Annotated in this window: 22 protein-coding genes; 13 read left to right on the plus strand and 9 right to left on the minus strand. The window is 71.7% G+C overall.

What is annotated here, in order from left to right:
* The first annotated feature begins 30 nt into the window (after positions 1 to 30).
* The 5 genes from M3C17_RS01750 to M3C17_RS01770 are packed head-to-tail and all read left to right on the plus strand — an operon-like array spanning position 31 to position 5097.
* The gene (locus M3C17_RS01750; RefSeq protein ID WP_259975927.1) at positions 31 to 888 is read left to right on the plus strand and encodes a branched-chain amino acid ABC transporter permease; all 858 of its coding nucleotides are present in this window, start codon (positions 31 to 33) and stop codon (positions 886 to 888) included.
* A gap of 2 nt (positions 889 to 890) precedes the next feature.
* Positions 891 to 2708 (plus strand): branched-chain amino acid ABC transporter ATP-binding protein/permease, encoded by a 1818-nt coding sequence (locus M3C17_RS01755; RefSeq protein ID WP_259975928.1) that lies wholly within the window; start codon positions 891 to 893, stop codon positions 2706 to 2708.
* Positions 2701 to 3420 carry an ABC transporter ATP-binding protein gene (locus M3C17_RS01760; protein ID WP_259975929.1) on the plus strand — a complete coding sequence of 240 codons (720 nt, stop codon included), beginning with the start codon at positions 2701 to 2703 and terminating at the stop codon, positions 3418 to 3420. Before M3C17_RS01755 ends, M3C17_RS01760 begins: the two co-directional genes overlap by 8 nt.
* Before the next feature lie 23 nt (positions 3421 to 3443).
* Positions 3444 to 3920 (plus strand): ASCH domain-containing protein, encoded by a 477-nt coding sequence (locus M3C17_RS01765; protein ID WP_259975930.1) that lies wholly within the window; start codon positions 3444 to 3446, stop codon positions 3918 to 3920.
* A 1-nt stretch (position 3921) separates the two neighbouring features.
* Positions 3922 to 5097 (plus strand): MFS transporter, encoded by a 1176-nt coding sequence (locus M3C17_RS01770; RefSeq protein ID WP_259975931.1) that lies wholly within the window; start codon positions 3922 to 3924, stop codon positions 5095 to 5097.
* Between the two features lie 72 nt (positions 5098 to 5169).
* On the opposite strand, the gene M3C17_RS01775 is transcribed toward M3C17_RS01770, so the two are convergent.
* Genes M3C17_RS01775 through M3C17_RS01785 form a run of 3 tightly spaced genes read right to left on the minus strand, consistent with a single transcriptional unit; the run spans position 5170 to position 7012 of the window.
* On the minus strand, positions 5170 to 5652 hold the full coding sequence (locus M3C17_RS01775; protein ID WP_259975932.1) for a nuclear transport factor 2 family protein: 483 nt from the start codon (positions 5650 to 5652) through the stop codon (positions 5170 to 5172).
* Entirely contained in the window at positions 5649 to 6185 is a 537-nt protein-coding gene (locus M3C17_RS01780) for a nuclear transport factor 2 family protein (RefSeq protein WP_259975933.1), read from the minus strand. The genes M3C17_RS01775 and M3C17_RS01780 overlap by 4 nt, the downstream gene beginning before the upstream one ends.
* Entirely contained in the window at positions 6182 to 7012 is an 831-nt protein-coding gene (locus M3C17_RS01785; protein WP_259975934.1) for an SDR family NAD(P)-dependent oxidoreductase, read from the minus strand. The genes M3C17_RS01780 and M3C17_RS01785 overlap by 4 nt, the downstream gene beginning before the upstream one ends.
* A gap of 72 nt (positions 7013 to 7084) precedes the next feature.
* Between M3C17_RS01785 and M3C17_RS01790 the strand changes: the two genes are divergently transcribed.
* Both M3C17_RS01790 and M3C17_RS01795 read left to right on the plus strand, forming a co-directional pair.
* Positions 7085 to 7903 carry an SDR family oxidoreductase gene (locus M3C17_RS01790; protein ID WP_259975935.1) on the plus strand — a complete coding sequence of 273 codons (819 nt, stop codon included), beginning with the start codon at positions 7085 to 7087 and terminating at the stop codon, positions 7901 to 7903.
* A complete protein-coding gene (locus M3C17_RS01795; protein ID WP_259975936.1) occupies positions 7900 to 9120 on the plus strand; it encodes an acetyl-CoA C-acetyltransferase in 1221 nt (406 codons plus the stop codon). Before M3C17_RS01790 ends, M3C17_RS01795 begins: the two co-directional genes overlap by 4 nt.
* 15 nt (positions 9121 to 9135) lie before the next feature.
* Here the strand turns inward: M3C17_RS01795 and M3C17_RS01800 are convergent, their stop codons facing one another.
* The 3 genes from M3C17_RS01800 to M3C17_RS01810 all read right to left on the minus strand — a co-directional run bounded on the left by M3C17_RS01800 (position 9136) and on the right by M3C17_RS01810 (position 12377).
* Entirely contained in the window at positions 9136 to 9627 is a 492-nt protein-coding gene (locus M3C17_RS01800) for a hypothetical protein (protein WP_259975937.1), read from the minus strand.
* 105 nt (positions 9628 to 9732) lie between these two features.
* A complete protein-coding gene (locus tag M3C17_RS01805; protein ID WP_259975938.1) occupies positions 9733 to 10650 on the minus strand; it encodes a CPBP family intramembrane glutamic endopeptidase in 918 nt (305 codons plus the stop codon).
* Positions 10651 to 10775: 125 nt separating this feature from the next.
* The gene (locus M3C17_RS01810) at positions 10776 to 12377 is read right to left on the minus strand and encodes an AMP-binding protein (RefSeq protein WP_259975939.1); all 1602 of its coding nucleotides are present in this window, start codon (positions 12375 to 12377) and stop codon (positions 10776 to 10778) included.
* A gap of 110 nt (positions 12378 to 12487) precedes the next feature.
* On the opposite strand from M3C17_RS01810, the gene M3C17_RS01815 reads away from it, so the two are divergent.
* Entirely contained in the window at positions 12488 to 13099 is a 612-nt protein-coding gene (locus M3C17_RS01815) for a TetR/AcrR family transcriptional regulator (RefSeq protein ID WP_259975940.1), read from the plus strand.
* 12 nt (positions 13100 to 13111) lie between these two features.
* Here the strand turns inward: M3C17_RS01815 and M3C17_RS01820 are convergent, their stop codons facing one another.
* Together M3C17_RS01820 and M3C17_RS01825 are read right to left on the minus strand one after the other, a co-directional pair.
* Positions 13112 to 13885: a CoA-transferase subunit beta gene (locus M3C17_RS01820; RefSeq protein ID WP_259975941.1), complete on the minus strand. Its 774-nt coding sequence runs from the start codon at positions 13883 to 13885 to the stop codon at positions 13112 to 13114.
* A complete protein-coding gene (locus M3C17_RS01825; protein ID WP_259975942.1) occupies positions 13882 to 14748 on the minus strand; it encodes a CoA transferase subunit A in 867 nt (288 codons plus the stop codon). Before M3C17_RS01825 ends, M3C17_RS01820 begins: the two co-directional genes overlap by 4 nt.
* Before the next feature lie 92 nt (positions 14749 to 14840).
* Here M3C17_RS01825 and M3C17_RS01830 point away from each other — a divergent pair, with 92 nt between their 5' ends.
* Both M3C17_RS01830 and M3C17_RS01835 read left to right on the plus strand, forming a co-directional pair.
* Positions 14841 to 15572, plus strand: coding sequence for an SDR family NAD(P)-dependent oxidoreductase (locus M3C17_RS01830; protein ID WP_259975943.1), 732 nt, complete (start codon positions 14841 to 14843; stop codon positions 15570 to 15572).
* Entirely contained in the window at positions 15569 to 16444 is an 876-nt protein-coding gene (locus M3C17_RS01835; RefSeq protein ID WP_259975944.1) for an aldo/keto reductase, read from the plus strand. Before M3C17_RS01830 ends, M3C17_RS01835 begins: the two co-directional genes overlap by 4 nt.
* On the opposite strand, the gene M3C17_RS01840 is transcribed toward M3C17_RS01835, so the two are convergent.
* Positions 16429 to 16875, minus strand: coding sequence for a VOC family protein (locus tag M3C17_RS01840; protein WP_259975945.1), 447 nt, complete (start codon positions 16873 to 16875; stop codon positions 16429 to 16431). The genes M3C17_RS01835 and M3C17_RS01840 overlap by 16 nt on opposite strands.
* A 56-nt stretch (positions 16876 to 16931) precedes the next feature.
* Here M3C17_RS01840 and M3C17_RS01845 point away from each other — a divergent pair, with 56 nt between their 5' ends.
* Genes M3C17_RS01845 through M3C17_RS01855 form a run of 3 tightly spaced genes read left to right on the plus strand, consistent with a single transcriptional unit; the run spans position 16932 to position 18729 of the window.
* Positions 16932 to 17672, plus strand: a complete 741-nt coding sequence (locus tag M3C17_RS01845; protein WP_259975946.1) for an SDR family NAD(P)-dependent oxidoreductase — start codon at positions 16932 to 16934, stop codon at positions 17670 to 17672.
* Entirely contained in the window at positions 17672 to 18289 is a 618-nt protein-coding gene (locus M3C17_RS01850) for a gamma carbonic anhydrase family protein (RefSeq protein ID WP_259975947.1), read from the plus strand. Before M3C17_RS01845 ends, M3C17_RS01850 begins: the two co-directional genes overlap by 1 nt.
* Entirely contained in the window at positions 18286 to 18729 is a 444-nt protein-coding gene (locus M3C17_RS01855) for a nuclear transport factor 2 family protein (RefSeq protein WP_259975948.1), read from the plus strand. Before M3C17_RS01850 ends, M3C17_RS01855 begins: the two co-directional genes overlap by 4 nt.
* Positions 18730 to 18768 lie beyond the last annotated feature (39 nt).

The raw sequence follows: 18768 nt of genomic DNA on the forward strand, positions 1-18768 counted from the left end.
GCCCCCAATGATGGAAGGAACCCGACCGCGATGACCATCATCTGGTCCGGCCTGGCGCTCGGTGCGATCTACGCACTGGTGGCGATCGGCTACAACATCGTCTTCCTCTCGCAGAAGACCTTCAACTTCGCCCAGGCGGCGCTCATGATGCTCGGCGCGTTCCTCGCGTACGTCGGCATCGTCGTCTGGGGACTGCCCTGGTGGCTCGTCGCGATCGGCGCCGCCGTGATCGTCGGGGCCATCGCCGCGCTCGAGGAGCGCGTCGCCATCCGCCCCGTGAAGGACCCGCACAACCTGCTCGTCACGACCCTCGGCGCCTCGATCATCATGGAAGGCGTCGCCCAGGTCATCTGGGGCGGAGAGCCCAAGCGCGTCCCGTTCTTTATGGGCGACCAGGTCCTCGAGTTCCTCGGCGGCCGGGTGTACCCCGTCGAGATCGCCCTGATCGTGCTCGTCATCGTGCTCGTGATCGTGCTCACCCAGTACGCCAAGCGGAGCATGACCGGCATCGCCCTGCTCGGCATGAGCGAGAACCGCGAGGCCGCGCAACTGCGCGGGGTGAACGTGCGGCGCTTCGCCCTCATGGCCTTCATCTTCACCGGCGTGCTGGCCGGGTTCCTCGGCGTGTTCGTCGGTCCCAAGACCTACGCGGTCGCGACCCTCGGCGCCTCCCTCGCGCTCAAGGGCTTCGTCGTCCTCGCCATCGGCGGATTCGGCTCGCTCGGCGGCGTGCTCGTGGGCGGCCTCATCGTCGGTCTCGCGGAAGCCCTCGCCACGCGCTACATCGGCGCGGACTACGCGGGGCTGACGGTGTTCTTCATCCTCATCGTGATCCTGATGGTCAAACCGACGGGCCTGTTCACCCGTCGCGTGGAACGGACGGTGTGACCATGGCTGCTCTCTGGTTGAAGCTCAGGGCCGTCCCCGGGTGGGTCTGGCCCCTCGCGATCGGCGCCGTGCTGCTCGTGCTGCCCTTCATCGGGCTGAACTACGGCGCCACGCGGCAGATCGAGCTCACGCTCATCCTCGCCCTCATCGTGCTCGGCCTGAACCTGTCGCTCGGCTACGCCGGCGAACTCGCGATGGGTCAGGTCGCCATGTACGCGGCCGGCGCCTACGCGGCGGGTCTCGCCAATAAGGCCGGCGTCACCGACATCTGGCTGCAGCTGCTGATCGGTGGAGGCGCCGCCCTCGTCGTCGGCCTCATCTCCGGCATCCCCGGGCTGCGGCTCGGCAGCTGGTCGCTCGCGATGACGTCGTTCTTCCTGATCCTGATCGTCCCCGACGTGCTGTCGATCTTCAAGGAGGAGACCGGAGGCCGCAACGGCCTCGCGGGCATCATGCCGGCCACTGCGTTCGGGCAGATGATCGACAGCCGCACCTACTACGTGCTCATCGTCGCGATCGCGATCGTCGTGTTCGCGCTGATCCGCAACCTCGTGGTGTCGGACCACGGCACCGCGCTGCGGGTGCTCAAGCAGAGCCCCGTGCTCGCGTCGTCCATGGGCATCTCGGTGTTCCGCGCCAAGCTCACGGCGTACGCGATCGGCGCCGTCCCCGCAGGCATCGCCGGTGTGCTGTTCGCCAACCTCGACCTGTTCATCTCGCCGGAGGCGTTCGCGTTCTCCTTCGCCATGACCGTTCTCGCCGCGTCCATCTTCGGCGGGTCCGCCAGCATCTACGGCGCGCTCATCGGTGCCGCCGTGCTGCAGTTCGGCATGAACCAGTCGACCAACTTCAGCAAGTTCGGGCTCATCATCTCGGGCGCCTTCCTGCTGATCGGCGGCGTCGCGTTCACGGGCGGGCTCTCCGGACTGGTGCGGAGCCTCGTGCGCAAGGCCGACCTCGCGGCGAAGCGGAAGGTGGGCATCGAGCCCGTCGAGGCCGCGCCCGCCGAGGTCGAGAAGCTCGACGGCGCGCTGCTGCGCACGGACGGCGTGTCCAAGGCGTTCGGCGGCAACCAGGCGCTGTCGCAGGTGTCGATCGAAGCGGCACCCGGCGCGGTCACCGCGATCATCGGGCCCAACGGCTCCGGCAAGACCACCCTGCTGAACATGATCTCCGGCTTCTACAAGACCGACGCCGGCACGATCGAGCTCGACGGGGAGGCCATCCAGGGGCTGTCCTCCTACCGGGTCGCCCGTGCCGGTGTGTCCCGCACGTTCCAGACGCCGAACATCCCCGAGAAGCTCACCGTGTTCGAGGCCGTGGAGGCGGGACGCTACGCCACCGAACGCGCCAGCGTGTTCGCCTCGGTGCTGCGCCTGCCCTCGTTCTGGCGGGCGCGCAGGGAGAACCACGCGGCCGCCGAGCGCGCCCTGGCCCTGGTCGGCCTCAGCGCACAGCGCGACGAGCCGGCCGACTCGCTGCCGCTGGGCAACCGGCGACTGCTGGAGGTCGCCCGGAGCCTGGCGGCCTCGCCCAAGGTCGTGCTGCTCGACGAGGTCGCTTCCGGCCTCGACGAGGACGAGCTGGAGGTGCTGGAGAGCCTCGTGATGCGGCTGCGCGACGCGGGCATGACCGTGATCCTCGTGGAGCACAACTTCCAGCTGGTGCTGCGCCTCGCGGACGACATCTACGTGCTGGCGCAGGGGGCCGTCATGGCGCACGGCACGCCCGAGCAGATCGAGAGCAACCCGCGCGTGATGGAGGAGTACCTCGGCGTCACGGCGGAGACCAACGCGGCGGGAGGCGGCGACCATGAGTGACGTGCTGCTGGAGGTGTCTGCGCTGCAGACCGGCTACGGCGACCTGACCGTGGTGCGCGACGTGTCGCTCACGGTGCGCTCGGGGGAGATCACGGTGCTGCTCGGGCGCAACGGCGCGGGCAAGACCACCACGCTGCGCGCCATCACGGGACTCAACCGCGTCACCGGCGGCACGGTCTCCTACCTGGGTGAGACGCTCACCGACGCCCCGCACAAACGGGTCGCGCGCGGCATCTCCTATGTGCAGGAGGGCAAGAAGGTCTTCCGCGAGCTCACGATCGAGCAGAACCTGATCCTCGGCGGGTTCTCCCGCGGCCTCGGCAAGCGCGCACTGACGTCGTCGGTCGACGAGATCTACCAGCTGTTCCCGATCCTCGGCAGCAAGCGGGCGCTTCCCGCCGCGAGCATGTCGGGCGGTCAGCAGCAGATGCTCGCGATCGGCCAGGCGCTGATGGCGAAGCCGAAGCTGCTGATCCTCGACGAGCCCAGCCAGGGCCTCGCCCCCGTGATCGTCAAGGAGGTCATGGAGCGGGTGCACGAGCTGAAGGCCACCGGCATCGGCATCCTCCTGGTGGAGCAGGCGGTGCAGGAGTCCGTGGCGATCGCCGACGAGGTGACCGTGATCGAGATGGGTCGCACGACCCTCGCCGGCGCGGCCTCTGACGTGTCGCTGGAGGATCTGCAGAAGGCCTACTTCGGCGCGGTCGCCTGACTCCGGCGCACTAGTCTGAGCGGGTGGACGACAGCACCCGACCCGATCCCGCCCGCATCGAGCAGTTCTGGCGCGACGCGCGGACGACGCTGCCCGAGCTGCCGGAGACCCCGCCGGAAGCCTGGCCGTTCGGCGCCACCCCGGAGCACGCCGACGAGCTGCTCGACCTCGTGCTCGCGGGCGTGAAGGTGGGGACGGCCTCGTCGATGTGGGACTACGAGGAGACCGGGGACCCGCTGCCGGTCGTGGGCGAGCTCAGCATCATCCTCGACGGAGCCGGCGCGCCGCGAGCGGTCATCCAGACCACGGCGCTCGAGATCGTGCCGTTCGACCGGGTCGATGCGGATCACGCGTTCGCCGAGGGGGAGGGCGACCGCACCCTCGCGCACTGGCGGGAGGTGCACGAGCGCTACTGGCGCACGCACTCCGAGAGCCCGCGCGGCTTCGCGCCGGACATGCCCGTGCTCTGCGAGCGCTTCCGCCTCCTCCTCCCCGCCTGACGTGGACGGGCGCACGGCAGTGGTGCGCGGGGTCGCGCCGCTGTACCTGGCCGGATTCGTCACGGCGTTCGGCGCACATGGTGTTGCGAGCGTGCTCGGGGCCGAGAGCGACGACATCGGGCTCTCGCTGCTCGGGCTCGGCGCGGCGCTGGCGCTGTACGACGTCGCCGAGGTGATCCTCAAGCCGCTGTTCGGCGCGCTCAGCGACCGCATCGGCGCGAAGCCCGTGATCGTCGGCGGCCTGATCGCCTTCGCCGTCGCCTCGGCGCTGGCACTGCTCTCGCCGACACCGCTCGTGCTCGCTCTCGCACGGCTCGGGCAGGGCGCGGCGGCCTCCGCGTTCTCGCCGGCGTCGTCGGCCGCCGTGGCGCGGATCGCCGGGCGCGAGCGACTCGGGCGGTACTTCGGCCGCTACGGCGCCTGGAAGAGCCTGGGCTACGTGGCGGGACCCCTCCTCGGTGTCGCGCTCGTGAGCCTGTGGGGCATCCAGGCCCTGTACATCGCGCTGGGGCTGCTGGCCGCCGGCGCCGCGGTGTGGGTGGCCGTCGCGCTCCCCAGGCTCCCGGTGGTGCCGCGGCCCCGCTACACGCTCGCGGACCTGGTGCGCCAGACCACGGAGCGCGGCTTCCTGGTGCCGACGCTCCTGCTCGCGACGACGACCGCCGCGCTCGGCGTCGCCGTCGGCTTCCTTCCTCTGCTGGCCACTCGACTGGGACTGCCGCCGATCGTGGGCGCCGCGGCCGTCGCGGTGCTCGCGCTCGTCTCGATGGCCATGCAGCCGGTTGTCGGGCGCCTTCGCGACCGCGAGCGGATCACGACCCGTGTCGGCGGGTTCGTCGGTCTCACGGTCGCCGCGGCAGCCCTCGGTGTGCTCGCACTCGGCCCGCATGCGGTGACGCTGTTCGCCGCCGCGCTCGCGATCGGGTTCATGACGGGCACCGTGACTCCGCTGGCGTTCGCACACCTGGCCGCGGTGACACCGGAGGAGCGGATGGGGCGGACCATGGGCAACGCGGAGCTCGGGCGCGAGCTCGGTGATGCGGGCGGGCCGCTGCTCGTGGGCGGCGTCGCCACCGCAGCCACGCTGCCGATCGCGCTCGGGCTGCTCGCCGTGCTGAGCCTGGTCGCAGGCGCCACCGGGTGGCGGGTGCTGCGGCCGACGGACGAGCGGCTGTAGTCCCCGCGCCTTTGTGCAACGGGTCGTTGCACAAACGCGCCGGACGCGCCCCGGGCGGGCCGGCGCTGCGGTTCAGCCGGGGAGCTCCGCGGGGCCGGGGTAGCCGAGCACCGTGGACTGCTCGCGCCCGAAGGCCGAGGTGATGCGGTGCGCGATGAGCCAGCGGCCGTCCACGCGGCGGTAGGCCACGTCGTAGAACCCGCGCATCGCGACCCGCGGGGCTCCGGGATCCCCCGGGTGGTCGCCGTGGAACTCGAGGTGCACGCGGGCGGTCGCCCGGTCTCCGTCGAAGCGCAGCTGCGGCAGGTGCAGGAAGTGGATGCCGTGGAACGGGGCGTCGCGGCAGAAGGCCGCCAGCGCCGCACGCCCCTGCACGAACGTGACCGGCGGTGCGTCGCCCACGGGCCGCGATTGGTACACGCCGTCGTCCGTGAACAGACCGCTCCACGTCTCGCCGTCGTGCTCGTCGAAGGCGCGCGCATACGTCGCCTCCAGGTCGATCAGCTCCAGGCGGTCCTCCAGCTGCCGCACCCGCTGCTCGATGTCGGTGGTCATGTCGTCCTCCTGTCGTCGGCTGCGGCGTACTGCACGCGCTCTCGGAACGCTGCCGCGGGGTCTCCGGGCCCGCGGTGGCCGCGGGGTCCGTCTCCTTCGGGTTCGCGCAGCCGCCCGGCATCCGTCCTGGTCCATTCCCGCACCGCCAGACGTTCCACGATGCGCCAGCCCTCGGGGTCGCGGCGGACGTGGTCGAGGTAGCGGAAGCCGCTGGTGAAGTTGCGGGACTCGTCGTCGCCTGGCGTCCCCCAGTGCACAGCGGTGCCGGAGGTCTCCGCGTAGGCGTGGTCGCCGTACAGCTCGGCGCGATGCGTGCCGGCGAGGTGCAGGGTGCCGTCGAACACGGCGGTCCGCTCCTGCAGCCACGCCACGTAGGCGTCGGCGTCGCCCGAGAAGCCGGTGTGGTGGTCGACGCCGTCGTGCGCGTACACCGCGCGGACAGCCGTCCAGTCGGCGCGATCCACGGCCAGGCAGTACCGCAGCACCAGGTCGTGGATCTCGTGGCGGTCGCTCAGCTCCGCGAGCGTGATCATGCCCGGTCCGGCATGTTCGTCCAGCCGCGGCCCTCGGCGCGCCCGTACCAGCCGGAGGCCGCGAGCGTGCCGCCGTCGACCGGGACGGTGTGACCGGTGACGAAGGCGGCGTCGTCCGAGGCGAGGAAGGCCACGACCCCGGCGAAGTCCTCCGGCCGACCGAAGCGTCCGGCGGGCAGCCAGGAGCGCAGCAGGGCGGGGTCGCGTCCGGCGAGCATCAGTGCGGCGGGCGTCTGCGGGGTGTCGGCGAGGTCGGGCGCGATCGCGTTCACCCGGATGCCGGACGGGCCGAGTTCGACGGCGAGGCTCTTGGTGAACGCGGAGACCCCGGCGTTGTAGGCGGAGTAGACCGCGTTGCCGGGGATGCCGCGGAAGGCCTCGACGGTGGAGACGTTCACGATGCTGCCGCGGCCGGCGTCGATCATGCCTGGGAGCAGCGCGTGGGTCACGGCGAACACGTGCCACAGGTTCAGCTCGTGCAGACGCTGCCACTGGGCGGGCGGACTCTTGGCGAAGAACGATTTGGCCGGGCGGAAGTCGCCCACGTTGTTCACGAGCACGTCCGCGTGACCGTGGTGCTCCTGCACGTGCGCGGCGAGGCGCGCGACCGTGTCGTCGTGCGTGATGTCGCCGACCAGCACCGTGCAGCTGCCGCCCGCGGCCGTGATCTCGGCGGCGGTGGCGTGTGCCGCGTCGGCGTCGATGTCGAGGAGCACCACCTGGTCGCCGTCGGCGGCGAAGCGTCGGCTGATGCCCCCGCCGATGCCGAGGGCGCCGCCGGTGACGACGACGGTGCGAGGAGCGGGAGGTACGTCTTCGTGACCCATGGAACAAACCTAGCATTTGGTTGGTAGCATGGACACGCCGCCGCATCGGAGCGCGGCACGGAGGAGTGCGCAGTGAGTCTGGTCATCGATTTCGCGGGGAAGGTCGTCGCGGTCACCGGCGGCGGTCGCGGGGTCGGCCGCGGCGTGGTCGAGGCGTTCCTCGACGCCGGCGCCACGGTCGAGTTCTGTGGACGCAGCGAGCCGGAGGATCTCCCCGAGCGCGACGGTCGCGCCGCTGCGTTCCGACCGGTCGACGTGCGCGACGCCGCACAGAACGAAGCGTGGATCGACGGCATCGTCGCGCGGCACGGGCGGCTCGACGTGCTCGTGAACAACGTCGGCGGCTCGCCGTTCGGCCGATTCGAAGCCGGTTCCCCGCGCTACTTCCAGGCCATCACCGAGATCAACTTCCTCTCCGCCGCCGTCGCCACCAGGGCGGCGTTCGAACCGCTCAGGGCCGCACGCGGCAGCGTCGTCAACATCACCTCGATCAGCGCCCGCCGCCCGAGCCCCGGCACCGCCGTGTACGGCGCCGCCAAAGCCGCGCTGGAGAGCCTGACCCGCAGCCTCGCGGTGGAGTGGGCGCCCGAGATCCGCGTGAACGCGGTCAGCAGCGGGCTCGTGCACACCGAGAGCGCCGCCGACCACTACGGCACGCCCGAGCAGTACGCCGACATCGCGCGCACCATCCCGCGCGGGCGGCTGGCCGCACCCGCCGAGCTCGGCGCCGTGTGCGTCATGCTCGCCTCGCCCCTGGCCGCCCACGTCACGGGCGCCGTGCTGCCCGTGGACGGCGGCGGCGAATGGCCCGCCTTCCTGAGCCACACCCCGAACGCCGACATCGTGCAGCAGGCCGATCGCCTCGACAACACTGGAGGAACCCCATCATGACCGAAGCCGTCATCGTCTCCGCGGTGCGCTCGCCCATCGGCCGCGCGTTCAAGGGCAGCCTGAAGGACATGCGCGGCGACGATCTCGCCACGCAGATGGTGCGTGCCGCCGTCGACGCGGTGCCGGGCCTGCACCACGACGAGATCGCCGACCTCATGATGGGCTGCGCGCAGCCCGCCGGGCAGCAGGGGTACAACATCGGCCGGATGGTGGCGCTGCAGCTGGGCTGGGACTCCGTGCCAGGCACCACGGTCAACCGCTACTGCGCGTCCTCGCTGCAGACCACCCGGATGGCGTTCCATGCGATCAAGGCCGGCGAGGGCGACGTGTTCGTCTCCGCCGGGGTCGAGGCCGTGTCGCAGTTCGGCTCCGGCAAGGCCGACGGCATGCCGGACACCAGGAACCCGCGCTGGGCGGACGCCGCCGCCCGCACGGCGCGCGACGCCCAGGACCCGGACTTCGTGTGGTCGGACCCGCGGGAGCGCGGCGAGCTGGCCGACATCTACATCGCCATGGGGGAGACCGCGGAGAACGTGGCCTCCTTCCGCGGGGTGTCCCGGCGCGAGCAGGACGAGTGGGCCGTGCTCAGCCAGAACAGGGCGGAGGCGGCGGCCGCCCGCGGATTCTGGGAGAAGGACATCACGCCCGTGCGCCTCACCGACGGCACCCTCGTGTCGACGGACGACGGTCCCCGCGCCGGCGTGACCCTGGAGGGCATCAGCGGCATGCAGCCGGTGTTCCGCCCCCACGGCACCGTGACGGCCGCGAACTGCTGCGCCCTGAACGACGGCGCCGCCGCGCTCGTCGTGATGAGCGACACCAGAGCCGCGGAGCTCGGCCTCAACCCGCTCGCCCGCATCGTCTCGACCGGGGTGTCGGCGCTGTCGGCCGAGATCATGGGCCTCGGTCCCGTGCAGGCGGTCGAGCGCGCGCTCGCCCACGCCCGGATGAGCATCGGGGACATCGACCTGCTGGAGATCAACGAGGCCTTCGCCGCGCAGGTGGTGCCCTCGATCGCGGACATCGGCATCGACCCCGAACGCGTCAACGTGAACGGCGGGGCGATCGCGCTGGGCCACCCCTACGGCATGACCGGCGCCCGCATCACCACCACGGCGATCAACGCACTGCGTGAGCGCGACGAGCAGTTCGCGGTCGAGACCATGTGCACGGCCGGCGGCCAGGGCATGGCCATGGTGCTCGAGCGCCTCAGCTGACGCAGCCCGGCACCGTTACTCCGCGGTGCACGTCCCGTCGGTGTTGATGACGCTGCCGTTGTAGGTCGCGGTCGTGCTGTCGTACCCGGCCGGCAGTGTCGTGGCGCCCGTCAGCTGGTAGTCGGTCGCCGGGGAAAGGTCGGCGCGCATGGACAGCGAGGCGCCGGCGGCAAGCGGTGCCGTGAGGGTGATCACGCGCGTCGTCGGGGCGGATTCGTCGACGGAGACGGCGCCGCCCGCGATGCTGAGGCTGCCGAGGTTCGCCATGCCCGTTCCGGTGATGGTGATGACCGTCCCGGCGGGGAGGTCGACGGGCCCGGCGACGAGGGTGAAGCCGGGGCCACCGGGTGGGATGTCGCACGCGGCGACGAGGTTGAACGCCCCGACATCGGTGACCGTGGAGGCCGCCGCGAGCGGCGTGGCGACCGCCAGTGCGATGAGCGGAACGGACCAGGCCGCTCCCTGGATGGCGTGTCGACGAGTGATGCCTTCTGCGTGCTCGGTCATGGGGGGATCTCCGGTCGCGGTCGATGACGAGGGGCACTGCGAGTCCGCCCACCGTAACAACCGCGCCGCCCCGCGTCGAGGGTGGGGTCCCCGAAGCTGCCGTGTTCAGGCCGACGCGTCGGCCGGTGCCAGGCGGATCGAGACCGCGGAGCGACGCCAGCCGACGAAGGCCACGACGGTCGCGAGGAGGAGGGCGATCGCGGCCGGTAGACCGCCCTCCGTGCCGAAGTCGCCGCCGGTGAGCAGGTCGCTCGATCCGTCGCTCGGCGCGAGGAACAGCAGGGAGGTGCTGTGCGGGTCGAGTCCGCTGACGGGGATGCCGTAGACGTTGCCCATGCCGAAGTTCCATCCGGCGTGGATGCCGCAGATCAGCCAGAGTGAGCGCTGCCACAGCACGACGAAGGTGGCGAACACGGCGTACAGGAAGATCGTCGCGAAGGCCACCGGGTGGGTGCCGACGCCGTGCACGAGAGCGAACAGCAGCGCGGGGAGCAGCACTGCGAGCCAGGTCGGGAACCGCTGTCCGACGCTCTGCAGCAGGAAGCCGCGCGTGAGGATCTCCTCATTGCTTCCCTGCACGATGACGGTGACGGCCAGCGCGAGGACGAGCGGCAGGGCGGGAAGGCCGCTGCTCGCCTCGGCCGGTCCGCCGACGCTCTCGTACTGCCCGGTCATCCAGAGGAAGAGGATCGGCAGGGAGATCAGGGCGAGCCCGACCACGACGCCGAGAAGCAGGGTGAGAACGCCGCGCCCCGGGTTGCGGAAACCGAGCGTGCGCAGGTGGCGGCGCTCGTAGAGGCCCACCCAGGCGAGCACCAGTGCGATGACGATGACGTTCGCGACGGCTTCCTGCCACTGAGCGGCCGGAGAGCCGGCAGGCACGGGCAGCGCGATCGTGAGCGCGGCCATCAGCGCGATCTGGATGATCCAGACCGCGAAGAAGACGATGAGGCCGAGCCACCACGGTGTCACCCGCTTCCCCGACCGTGCGTCCGCGATGAAGGGGTTGCTGCGAAGGGACATGGGCGCTCCTCGGCGTCGGTTCCCGTGCAGAATATCGGTCACGCGTCGCCGCCCCGGTCCTCGCCCCGCACGCTGCGCCCGAGCGCCGATCTCCCGAGCGGGTCGCGAGCGGGAGCCCGGGCGGGTCAGACGCGGTCGCGCAGCTCGGACTTCAGGATCTTGCCGGTGGCGTTGCGGGGGAAGTCCTCCACGAACACGAACTCCCGCGGCACCTTGAAGTTCGCCAGGTGCGTGCGGCAGAACGCCTCCAGCTCGGCCGCGTCGGGTCTCGGCTGCGCGTTGTGCAGCAGCAGCACGTAGGCGCGGCCGACCGTGCCGAGGCGGTCGTCGTCGACGCCGATCACGGCGGACTCGTTCACCGCGGGATGCTTGCGGAGCGCGTTCTCCACCTCGGCCGGGTACACGTTGAAGCCGCCGACGATGAACATGTCCTTCAGGCGGTCGGTGATCTTGAGGCAGCCGTGCTCGTCGAGGCGCCCGACGTCGCCCGTGTGGAACCAGCCGTCCGCGTCGAGCACCGCGTCGGTCGCCGCCTGGTCCTCGAAGTAGCCGAGCATCACGTTGGGGCCGCGCAGCAGGATCTCGCCGTCGACGTCGACCCCCGCGTCGTTCCCGTGCTCGTCCACCACGCGGATCTCCACGCCCTCGACGGCGGGCCCTGTCGTCTGCGCGGTGTGCTCGAGGGATTCCCCCGGCCGCGACAGTGTGGCGACCACGCACTCGGTGAGCCCGTACGCCTGGGCGACGGTCTCGAACCCGAGCACGTTCACCATGTCGTGGAACAGGGTCGCCGGGGCCGCGGTGGCTCCGGCGATCGCGAACCGCAGCGACGACAGGTCGTAGTCGCCGAGGCGCGGGTGGTCGAGCAGCGAGGTGAAGATGGTGGGAACGCCGGGCAGCACGCTGATGCGGGCGGACTGCACGAGCTCCAGCAGCCGGTCGGCGTCGAACACGGCGAGCGGGTAGATCGTGGTCCCGGCCATGAGCGAGGTGATCATGCCCGCCTTGTACCCGAAGCCGTGGAAGAACGGGTTGACGACGGCGTAGCGGTCCTCCGGGGCCAGCCGGGCGCCGAGGCCCCAGGCCCTCGCCACGGACAGGGTCTGCCGGTGCGCGCTGAGCACCCCCTTCGGCACGCCCGTGGTGCCGGAGGTGAACAGCACGTCCATGATGTCGTCCGGGCCGACGGCCGCTGCGGCCTCGTCGACCCGCGCCGGGTCGACCGTGTCGCCGGCGGCGAGGAACGCGTCCCACGAGAGCAGCCCGCCGGTGCCGTCGCCGTCGAGGCACACGGCCGTCCGCAGGTGCGGCAGCCCGGGGAACACGGGGCCGTCGGATCCGCGCTCGGCCGCAGCGGCCCGGAGCATGGCGCTGTAGGACTTGCCGAGGAACCCGTCGGCGAGCACGAGCGCGGTCGCGCGCGACCTGGCGAGGATCTCGGCGGCCTCATGCCCGGTGAACCGCGTGTTCAGCGGCACGACAGCGATCCCGACGAGCTGCGCGCCCAGCATGGCGAGGATGAACTCGTGCCGGTTGGGCGCCCAGAGCCCGATACGGTCGCCGGGCAGCACGCCCTGCGCGAGGTAGGCGCGGGCGACGGCGTGCACGCGGTCCTGCAGCTCGGCGTAGCCGATCACGACGTCGCCGTCGACGATGGCGGGGTGATCGCCGAGGGCCGCCATCTCCGCGAGGAGGGCCGGGACCGTGGTGGCTTCCGAGACTGTCATGGACGTCCTTTCCAAGATCATGCGTACACTCCGAGTGGATGTTTCGGGAAACCGCTCGCATGCGGCACACTTGAGCAAGCGCTTGTGAGATTTTCTGTGAAGGAGCAGCAATGGCAACGACCAAAAGCGGAGGCCGCCAGGAGCAGAGCTCCGAGCGGCGCGATCAGATCCTCTCGATCGCCGCGCGCCTGATCGCCAAGCGCGGGTACTCCGCGACCACGGTCCGCGACATCGCCGACGAGGCCGGCATCCTGTCCGGCAGCCTCTACCACCACTTCTCCTCCAAGGAGGCGATCCTCCAGGAGATCCTGGGCAGCTTCATGACCGGACTGCTCGGCCGCTTCGAGGAGATCGTGGCCGAGGGCGGCAGCCCCCGCGACATCCTCGACAAGCTCATCGCCCACGCCTTCACCACGATCGAGAGCCAGCCCGATGCGGTCGGCCTCTACCAGAACGAGCTGTCGTTCCTCGGCCGTCAGCCCGGCTTCGAGTTCCTGCGCGAGAACAGCGAGCGCATCGAGGAGCTCTGGCTCTCGCAGATCCGCGAAGGGCAGAAGGTCGGCGTGTTCCGCGACTCGATCGACGCGCCGATCGCCTACCGGTTCATCCGCGACGCCGTGTGGTCCACGGTGGCCTGGTACCGGCCGGGCCGCGGGCACACGGCCGCGAGCCTGACCGACAACTTCCTGGATCTGCTGCACAAGGGCCTCCTCGCCGACTGAGCGCGATCCGCGTCAGTCCGCGACCTCCCTGGTGCGGGTGCCGCGCGGGTCGAGGACCTCGCGGATCAGGCGCAGCTCCTCCGCGTCCGGCGTGCGCGTGAGCGGCGCGGACGTGGCGTCGAGTGGGAACCCGGTGCTGTCGGCCACGGTTTGCGGGTCCACGCCGGGGTGGATCGAGAGCACGGTGATCACACCCTCCGGGTCGAAGCCGAGCACGGCCAGGTTCGTGACGATCAGCCCGAGCCGGTGATGCTCGAGCCCGGCCTCGGCCGCGCGGTCGTTGCCGACGCCGGACACCATGTCGACCGACTCCACGAACACGCGGGGGCTGTGCCGCGCGACCCAGTAGTCCACGCGGTGGTTGGCGGTGTTGCCGGGCGCGCCCCGCACGCCGATGAGCTGCTTGGACGGACGGTCCCAGTCGCCGATCAGCGAGATGTTCTGATTGCCGTGGCGGTCGAGCTGGCTCGCGCCCATCATGCTCTGCCGGCGCCCGGTGGAGAGGATGTCGAAGATGCGGTGGAACGGCGCCCAGCCTTCGATCGTGGGGGCCGGGGCGTCCGGATCGCCGGGCTGCGGCGGGCCGCTGAGGAAGAACGCCTCGCCGTCGCTGAGGACGAGGTCGGGCGCGGTGGTGAGTTTCGCCAGCCGCGCACCGAGAGCGGGGATGATGCCGACCGCGTGGGCGAGGATCTCGCCGGAGTCGCGGTACGTGTCGGCGCAGGCCGCGATGCAGACCTCGGCGGTCGTGGCGACGGTCGCGGGGGTGGGGGCGACGGTGGTCATGAGTCTCCTCGCTCGGCGTGGAATCGGGCGACGGCCGCGTGGTATCCGGCCTCGTCGGTGTGCAGGAAGGTGCGCTCGAACGCGGCCCACGCCTCCGGGTCCTTGGCGGAGGTGGCGTAGTGCTTCTGGAAGGCCTCGTCGCGCTCGTAGTCGGGCGCGCACGTGGTGAAGTGCGCGCCCTGCGGGGCCTCGACCACCGCGGAGGCGTACATCCGGCTGAACAGCAGCGTGTGGAACGAGCCCTCGTCGAGCAGCGCGGACGTCGGCACGACCTTCTCGGCCGAGACGATCGTGCGGGTGGCGGCCATGGCGAAGAGGTCGTCGAAGTACGGGTCCGGGCCGAGGTACTGCGCGTTGCCCTGCGGGTCGGCGCGGTTCACGTGCACGAGGGCCACGTCGAGCGGGAGTGCCGGCATCGCCACGTACTCCGCGTCGGAGTAAGGGGAGCGCACGGTCCGCAGGCGCGGGTTGGCCGGGAGCACGTCCGAGCCGAGGCCGGCGCGCGTCGGCAGGAAGTCGAGCCGCGCCCCGGCGGCGCGGAGGCCGGCGACGAACATGCCCTCGTCGTACTCCTCGACCGCGATCGCGCCGAGCTCGCGGGCCTGCGTGAACAGCGGGTCGAGGGGGATGCTGTCCAGCGACACGAAGCCGTACACGAGGCGGCGGATGCGCCCCGCTGCGGCGAGCAGTCCCACGTCCGGCCCGCCGAAGGCGACCACCGTGAGGTCGGTGAGGTCGCGTCGCAGGATCTCCCGGACCAGGGCCATGGGCTTGCGCCGTGAGCCCCATCCGCCGATGCCGATCGTCATCCCGCTCTCGAGGGTGGCGACCGCCTCCTCGATGCTGACCTGCTTGTCCGTCATCCCCGCTCCTTCGCGCGACCGACGCTAAACCTAGCGCTTGTTTGGGAATCACAGTAGCATGCCCGGGAGGACGAACAGCGAGGGAGCTGGACATGCCAGAGCGGAAGGCCGAGCGGCCCGCGGACCACGTCGTCGTGACCGGAGGGGCGAGCGGGATCGGCGACGCGGTGGTGCGGCTGCTGCAGCAGCGCGGCATCGCCGTCACGGTCTTCGACCTCAGCCCCAGCGGCCGCGACGGCGTCGCGAGCGAGACCGTCGACCTGAGGGACGAGACCGCCGTCGAGGCCGCGATGGCCCGCGCGCAGGAGCGCGGGCCCGTCGGCGGAGTCGTCGTCTGCCACGGCATCCGCGGCGCGTACGTGCCCGCGCTGGAGATCGACCTCGACCGCCTGCGGCTGCTCTACGACGTGCACGTGGTCGGCGCGCTCGCCGTGTCCCGCGCGTTCGTCCGGCGGCTCGGCGGAGCCCCCGGGTCGATCGTGATGGTCTCCTCCACGACCGCCTACCGCGGATGGGCGAACCAGGCGGACTACGGGCCCGCGAAGGCCGCGGAACGACAGCTGATGGAGAACCTCGCCGTCGAGTGGGCGCCCCTGGGCGTGCGCGTCAACGCCGTGGCTCCCGGGCACACCCTCACCCCGATGGTGCAGGACATGGTGGCGGGCGGCTATGACCTCGCGGCCGTGGAGCGGCGCACCCCGCGCGGGCAGCTCGCCGCGCCGGACGAGATCGCCGCGGCCATCGTCTGGATGCTGTGCGACGCCACCCACGTGATCGGACAGTGCCTGCCCGTCGACGGCGGCTGGACGGTCGTGGGCCGATGATGCCGCAGCGCCCGGTCGGCGACCTCCGGGTGTCCAGCCTGGGCATGGGCGCGATGACGCTCACGCAGACCCCGGAGTCGGACGTCGCGCGGGGTGTCCGTGCCGTGCATACCGCCGTCGATGCGGGCATCACGCTCTTCGACACCGCGGACTCCTACGGCCCGACGAGCGAGATGGGCGTGAACGAGCGCGCGCTCGCCGCGGCCCTGCGCAGCCACCCCGATGCGTGGGAGCGGGTGATCGTCGCGACCAAGGGCGGGCACACGCGGGGCCCGGCCGCCACGTGGTGGGTGGACGGCTCACCCGCGCACCTCGCCGCAGCCGCCCGCGCCTCCGCGCAGCGGCTCGGACTCGACGCGCTCCCGCTGTACCAGCACCACCGGCCGGACGTGCGGGTGCCGTTCGCGGAGTCCCTGGGTGCGCTGCGGCAGCTCGTCGACGACGGCGTCGTGGTGCGCGTGGGCGTCTCGAACGTCGATGTCGCGCAGCTCGACGTGGCGGCGGCGATCCTCGGCGATGCGCTCGTGAGCGTGCAGAACGAGTACTCGCTCCTGGAGCGGTCGAGCACGCCCGTGCTGCGTCGCTGCGAGGAACTCGGGCTGGCGTTCCTCGCCTGGGGGCCGCTCGGCGGCATGCGCGCCGCTAAGGGTCTGGGCGGCGCGGCGGCTCCCGCGGCCGCGGTGGCGGAACGGTACGGAGTGAGCCCGCAGCGCGTCGTGCTGGCCTGGATGCTCGCCCGCTCTCCGGTGCTCATCCCGATCCCGGGCGCGAGCAGGCCGGAAAGCGTGCACGACTCCGTCGCCGCGGTCGAGCTCGTGCTGGACGAGGCCGATCTGCTGCTGCTCGACCGCGCCGGTCAGGCGGCGAGGTGAGGCTCCTGCAGCAGTTCCACCCGGACGTCGTCCGGTCCGAGCACGTAGACGTAGCGGTACCCCTCCAGGGGGCCGGCGGTCGCCGTCATGGGTGCGGAGAGCGGGCGGTGGCCGAGCTCGGCGAGCCGCGCCAGGCTGTGGTCGATGTCGGGCACGACGATCGCGGGGTGCGCGGCGCCGATGCGGCCGGTGTCGGGGTCGTTGCGCGGAGTGGGCACGCCGCGGTACTCCGCGAGCTCCAGGAACACGCCGTCGTCGAGGCGCACGAACGTCAGCAGGATCTCCGCCCCCGGATGGCCGACTGCGGCCTCCACTGCAGGGCCGCTCTTCGCCAGCGGACCGATCACCTCGCCGCCCGTGGCGGCCGCATAGAACGTGGTCGCCGTGTCGGTGTCGCTCACGGTGATCCCGATGTGGTGCAGGCGCGGCATCGAGTTCCCCTTAGCTCAAGCAAACGTTTGTTCAGTCACTATCGCGGAGGACACCCATGAGTGCAACACCCGTCATCGACCTGACCGGCCGCGTCGCGGTCATCACCGGAGCCGCGGGCGGCCAGGGCCGCTCACACGCGGAGCTGTTCCACCGGCTCGGCGCCGACCTCGTGCTGACCGACCTCGACGGCGCCGCGGTGGAGGAGGTCGCCGCCGCTTACGGCGACAGGGCCATCGGGCTCGCGCACGACGTCTCCTCCGCCGACGCCTGGTCCGCGGTCGCCGAGGCGGCGCGCGAGCGATTCGGGCGCGTGGACGTGCTCGTGAACAACGCCGGGTTCTGCCCCGAGGGACCGCTCGCGGAGACCGCGGAACGCGTGATCCGCCTCACCCTCGACGTCAACCTCATCGGCCCGATGCTCGGCGTGCAGGCGCTGCTGCCGCTCATGGGCGACGGCGGCTCGATCGTGAACATCGCGTCGACCGCCGGTGTCGCGGGCTACGCGAACAGGGTGCCGTACTCGGCCTCCAAGTGGGGGCTGCGCGGCGTCTCCCATGCGCTCGCCCGGGAGCTCGCCGGCAGCGGCATCCGCGTGAACACGGTCTGCCCCGGTGCGGTCGACACCCCCATGATCACCGAGGACACCAGGGCCGGGGTCGGCTTCATCTCACGGATCCCCATCCCTCGCGCCGGGCGGCCGGAGGAGATCTCGAACCTCGTGGCGTACCTGGCGAGCGACGCCAGCAGCTACTGCACCGGGCAGGACTTCATCATCGACGGCGGCCAGGTCGCCTGATGCCGGCGTACGCCTTCGACGGGGTCGTGCCGGTGGTCGATCCCACCGCGTTCGTGCACGAGACCGCGAGCCTCATCGGCGATGTCGTGATCGGTCCGGGCTGCTACATCGGCCCGTTCGCGAGCCTGCGCGGCGACTTCGGGCGCATCCTCGTGGGGGAGGGATCGAACGTGCAGGACTCCTGCGTCGTGCACGCCTTCCCCGGGGCCGACGCGGTGCTCGACCCCGGCAGTCACGTGGGTCACGGTGCCGTGCTGCACGGCTGCCGCATCGGCTCGTACGCCCTGATCGGCATCGGGGCGACCGTGCTCGACGGCGCCGTGATCGGGGAGGACGCCCTGCTCGGCGCCGGGGCGGTCGTCACCGCGGGCACCGTGATCCCGCCGGGCACGACGGCACTCGGCACCCCCGCGCGGGTCGTGGGACCGCTCGACGAGCAGGCGCGGGAGTGGAAGCGCAACGGCGTGCGCATCTACCAGGAACTCGCCCGGCGCAGCCGCGAGAGCCTCGTGCGCGCGGACCCGCTCCGGGCCGTGGAACGCGGCAGGCGACGCACGACCTGGGCCGCCGACGCCGCGACCCCGCTGCACCGGCGCCGTGCCGAAGGGCGATCATGAGCACGGACGGCTTCGCGGACTGGCACGCGATCACCCGGACCATCGCGCGCTATGCCCGGTACGCGGACGAGCGGCGGTTCGCCGACATGGCCGCCCTGTTCACGCCGGAGGGGCGGATGCTGCTGTTCCGTCCCCGTGCGACCTCGCCCGCCGAGGCGCCGCAGGGCACGACCGCTCTGGTGACCGCGTTCGAGGCACTCACCGCGTTCGAGGCGACGAGCCACGTGCTGGCCCCGAGCGAGGTCGAGGTGGACGGCGACGAGGCGCGGGCGCGCACCGCGTGCACGGCCCACCACATCCGCGACACCCCGGACGGGAGGGTGCGCTTCACTCTCGCCGACCGCTACGACGACACGCTCGTGCGGGTGGACGGCCGCTGGCTGTTCCGCGAACGCCGCAAGTACACGGCCTGGACCGAGACCGCGCCGCTCCGTCGCTGAGCCGCGTCCGAGGTCGGGCGGCCCGGTCGTGTGTCTTCC

Source organism: Microbacterium sp. p3-SID336 (genome assembly GCF_025143365.1).
GTDB lineage: Bacteria > Actinomycetota > Actinomycetes > Actinomycetales > Microbacteriaceae > Microbacterium.

What these genes read in the sequence shown, in the direction of transcription:
- M3C17_RS01750 (WP_259975927.1), top strand. Translation starts at nt 31, where the DNA reads ATGACCATCATCTGGTCCGGCCTGGCGCTCGGTGCGATCTACGCACTG.
- M3C17_RS01755 (WP_259975928.1), top strand. Translation starts at nt 891, where the DNA reads ATGGCTGCTCTCTGGTTGAAGCTCAGGGCCGTCCCCGGGTGGGTCTGG.
- M3C17_RS01760 (WP_259975929.1), top strand. Translation starts at nt 2,701, where the DNA reads ATGAGTGACGTGCTGCTGGAGGTGTCTGCGCTGCAGACCGGCTACGGC.
- M3C17_RS01775 (WP_259975932.1), bottom strand. Translation starts at nt 5,652, where the DNA reads ATGACCACCGACATCGAGCAGCGGGTGCGGCAGCTGGAGGACCGCCTG.
- M3C17_RS01780 (WP_259975933.1), bottom strand. Translation starts at nt 6,185, where the DNA reads ATGATCACGCTCGCGGAGCTGAGCGACCGCCACGAGATCCACGACCTG.
- M3C17_RS01785 (WP_259975934.1), bottom strand. Translation starts at nt 7,012, where the DNA reads ATGGGTCACGAAGACGTACCTCCCGCTCCTCGCACCGTCGTCGTCACC.
- M3C17_RS01795 (WP_259975936.1), top strand. Translation starts at nt 7,900, where the DNA reads ATGACCGAAGCCGTCATCGTCTCCGCGGTGCGCTCGCCCATCGGCCGC.
- M3C17_RS01800 (WP_259975937.1), bottom strand. Translation starts at nt 9,627, where the DNA reads ATGACCGAGCACGCAGAAGGCATCACTCGTCGACACGCCATCCAGGGA.
- M3C17_RS01805 (WP_259975938.1), bottom strand. Translation starts at nt 10,650, where the DNA reads ATGTCCCTTCGCAGCAACCCCTTCATCGCGGACGCACGGTCGGGGAAG.
- M3C17_RS01810 (WP_259975939.1), bottom strand. Translation starts at nt 12,377, where the DNA reads ATGACAGTCTCGGAAGCCACCACGGTCCCGGCCCTCCTCGCGGAGATG.
- M3C17_RS01815 (WP_259975940.1), top strand. Translation starts at nt 12,488, where the DNA reads ATGGCAACGACCAAAAGCGGAGGCCGCCAGGAGCAGAGCTCCGAGCGG.
- M3C17_RS01820 (WP_259975941.1), bottom strand. Translation starts at nt 13,885, where the DNA reads ATGACCACCGTCGCCCCCACCCCCGCGACCGTCGCCACGACCGCCGAG.
- M3C17_RS01825 (WP_259975942.1), bottom strand. Translation starts at nt 14,748, where the DNA reads ATGACGGACAAGCAGGTCAGCATCGAGGAGGCGGTCGCCACCCTCGAG.
- M3C17_RS01830 (WP_259975943.1), top strand. Translation starts at nt 14,841, where the DNA reads ATGCCAGAGCGGAAGGCCGAGCGGCCCGCGGACCACGTCGTCGTGACC.
- M3C17_RS01835 (WP_259975944.1), top strand. Translation starts at nt 15,569, where the DNA reads ATGATGCCGCAGCGCCCGGTCGGCGACCTCCGGGTGTCCAGCCTGGGC.
- M3C17_RS01840 (WP_259975945.1), bottom strand. Translation starts at nt 16,875, where the DNA reads ATGCCGCGCCTGCACCACATCGGGATCACCGTGAGCGACACCGACACG.
- M3C17_RS01845 (WP_259975946.1), top strand. Translation starts at nt 16,932, where the DNA reads ATGAGTGCAACACCCGTCATCGACCTGACCGGCCGCGTCGCGGTCATC.
- M3C17_RS01850 (WP_259975947.1), top strand. Translation starts at nt 17,672, where the DNA reads ATGCCGGCGTACGCCTTCGACGGGGTCGTGCCGGTGGTCGATCCCACC.
- M3C17_RS01855 (WP_259975948.1), top strand. Translation starts at nt 18,286, where the DNA reads ATGAGCACGGACGGCTTCGCGGACTGGCACGCGATCACCCGGACCATC.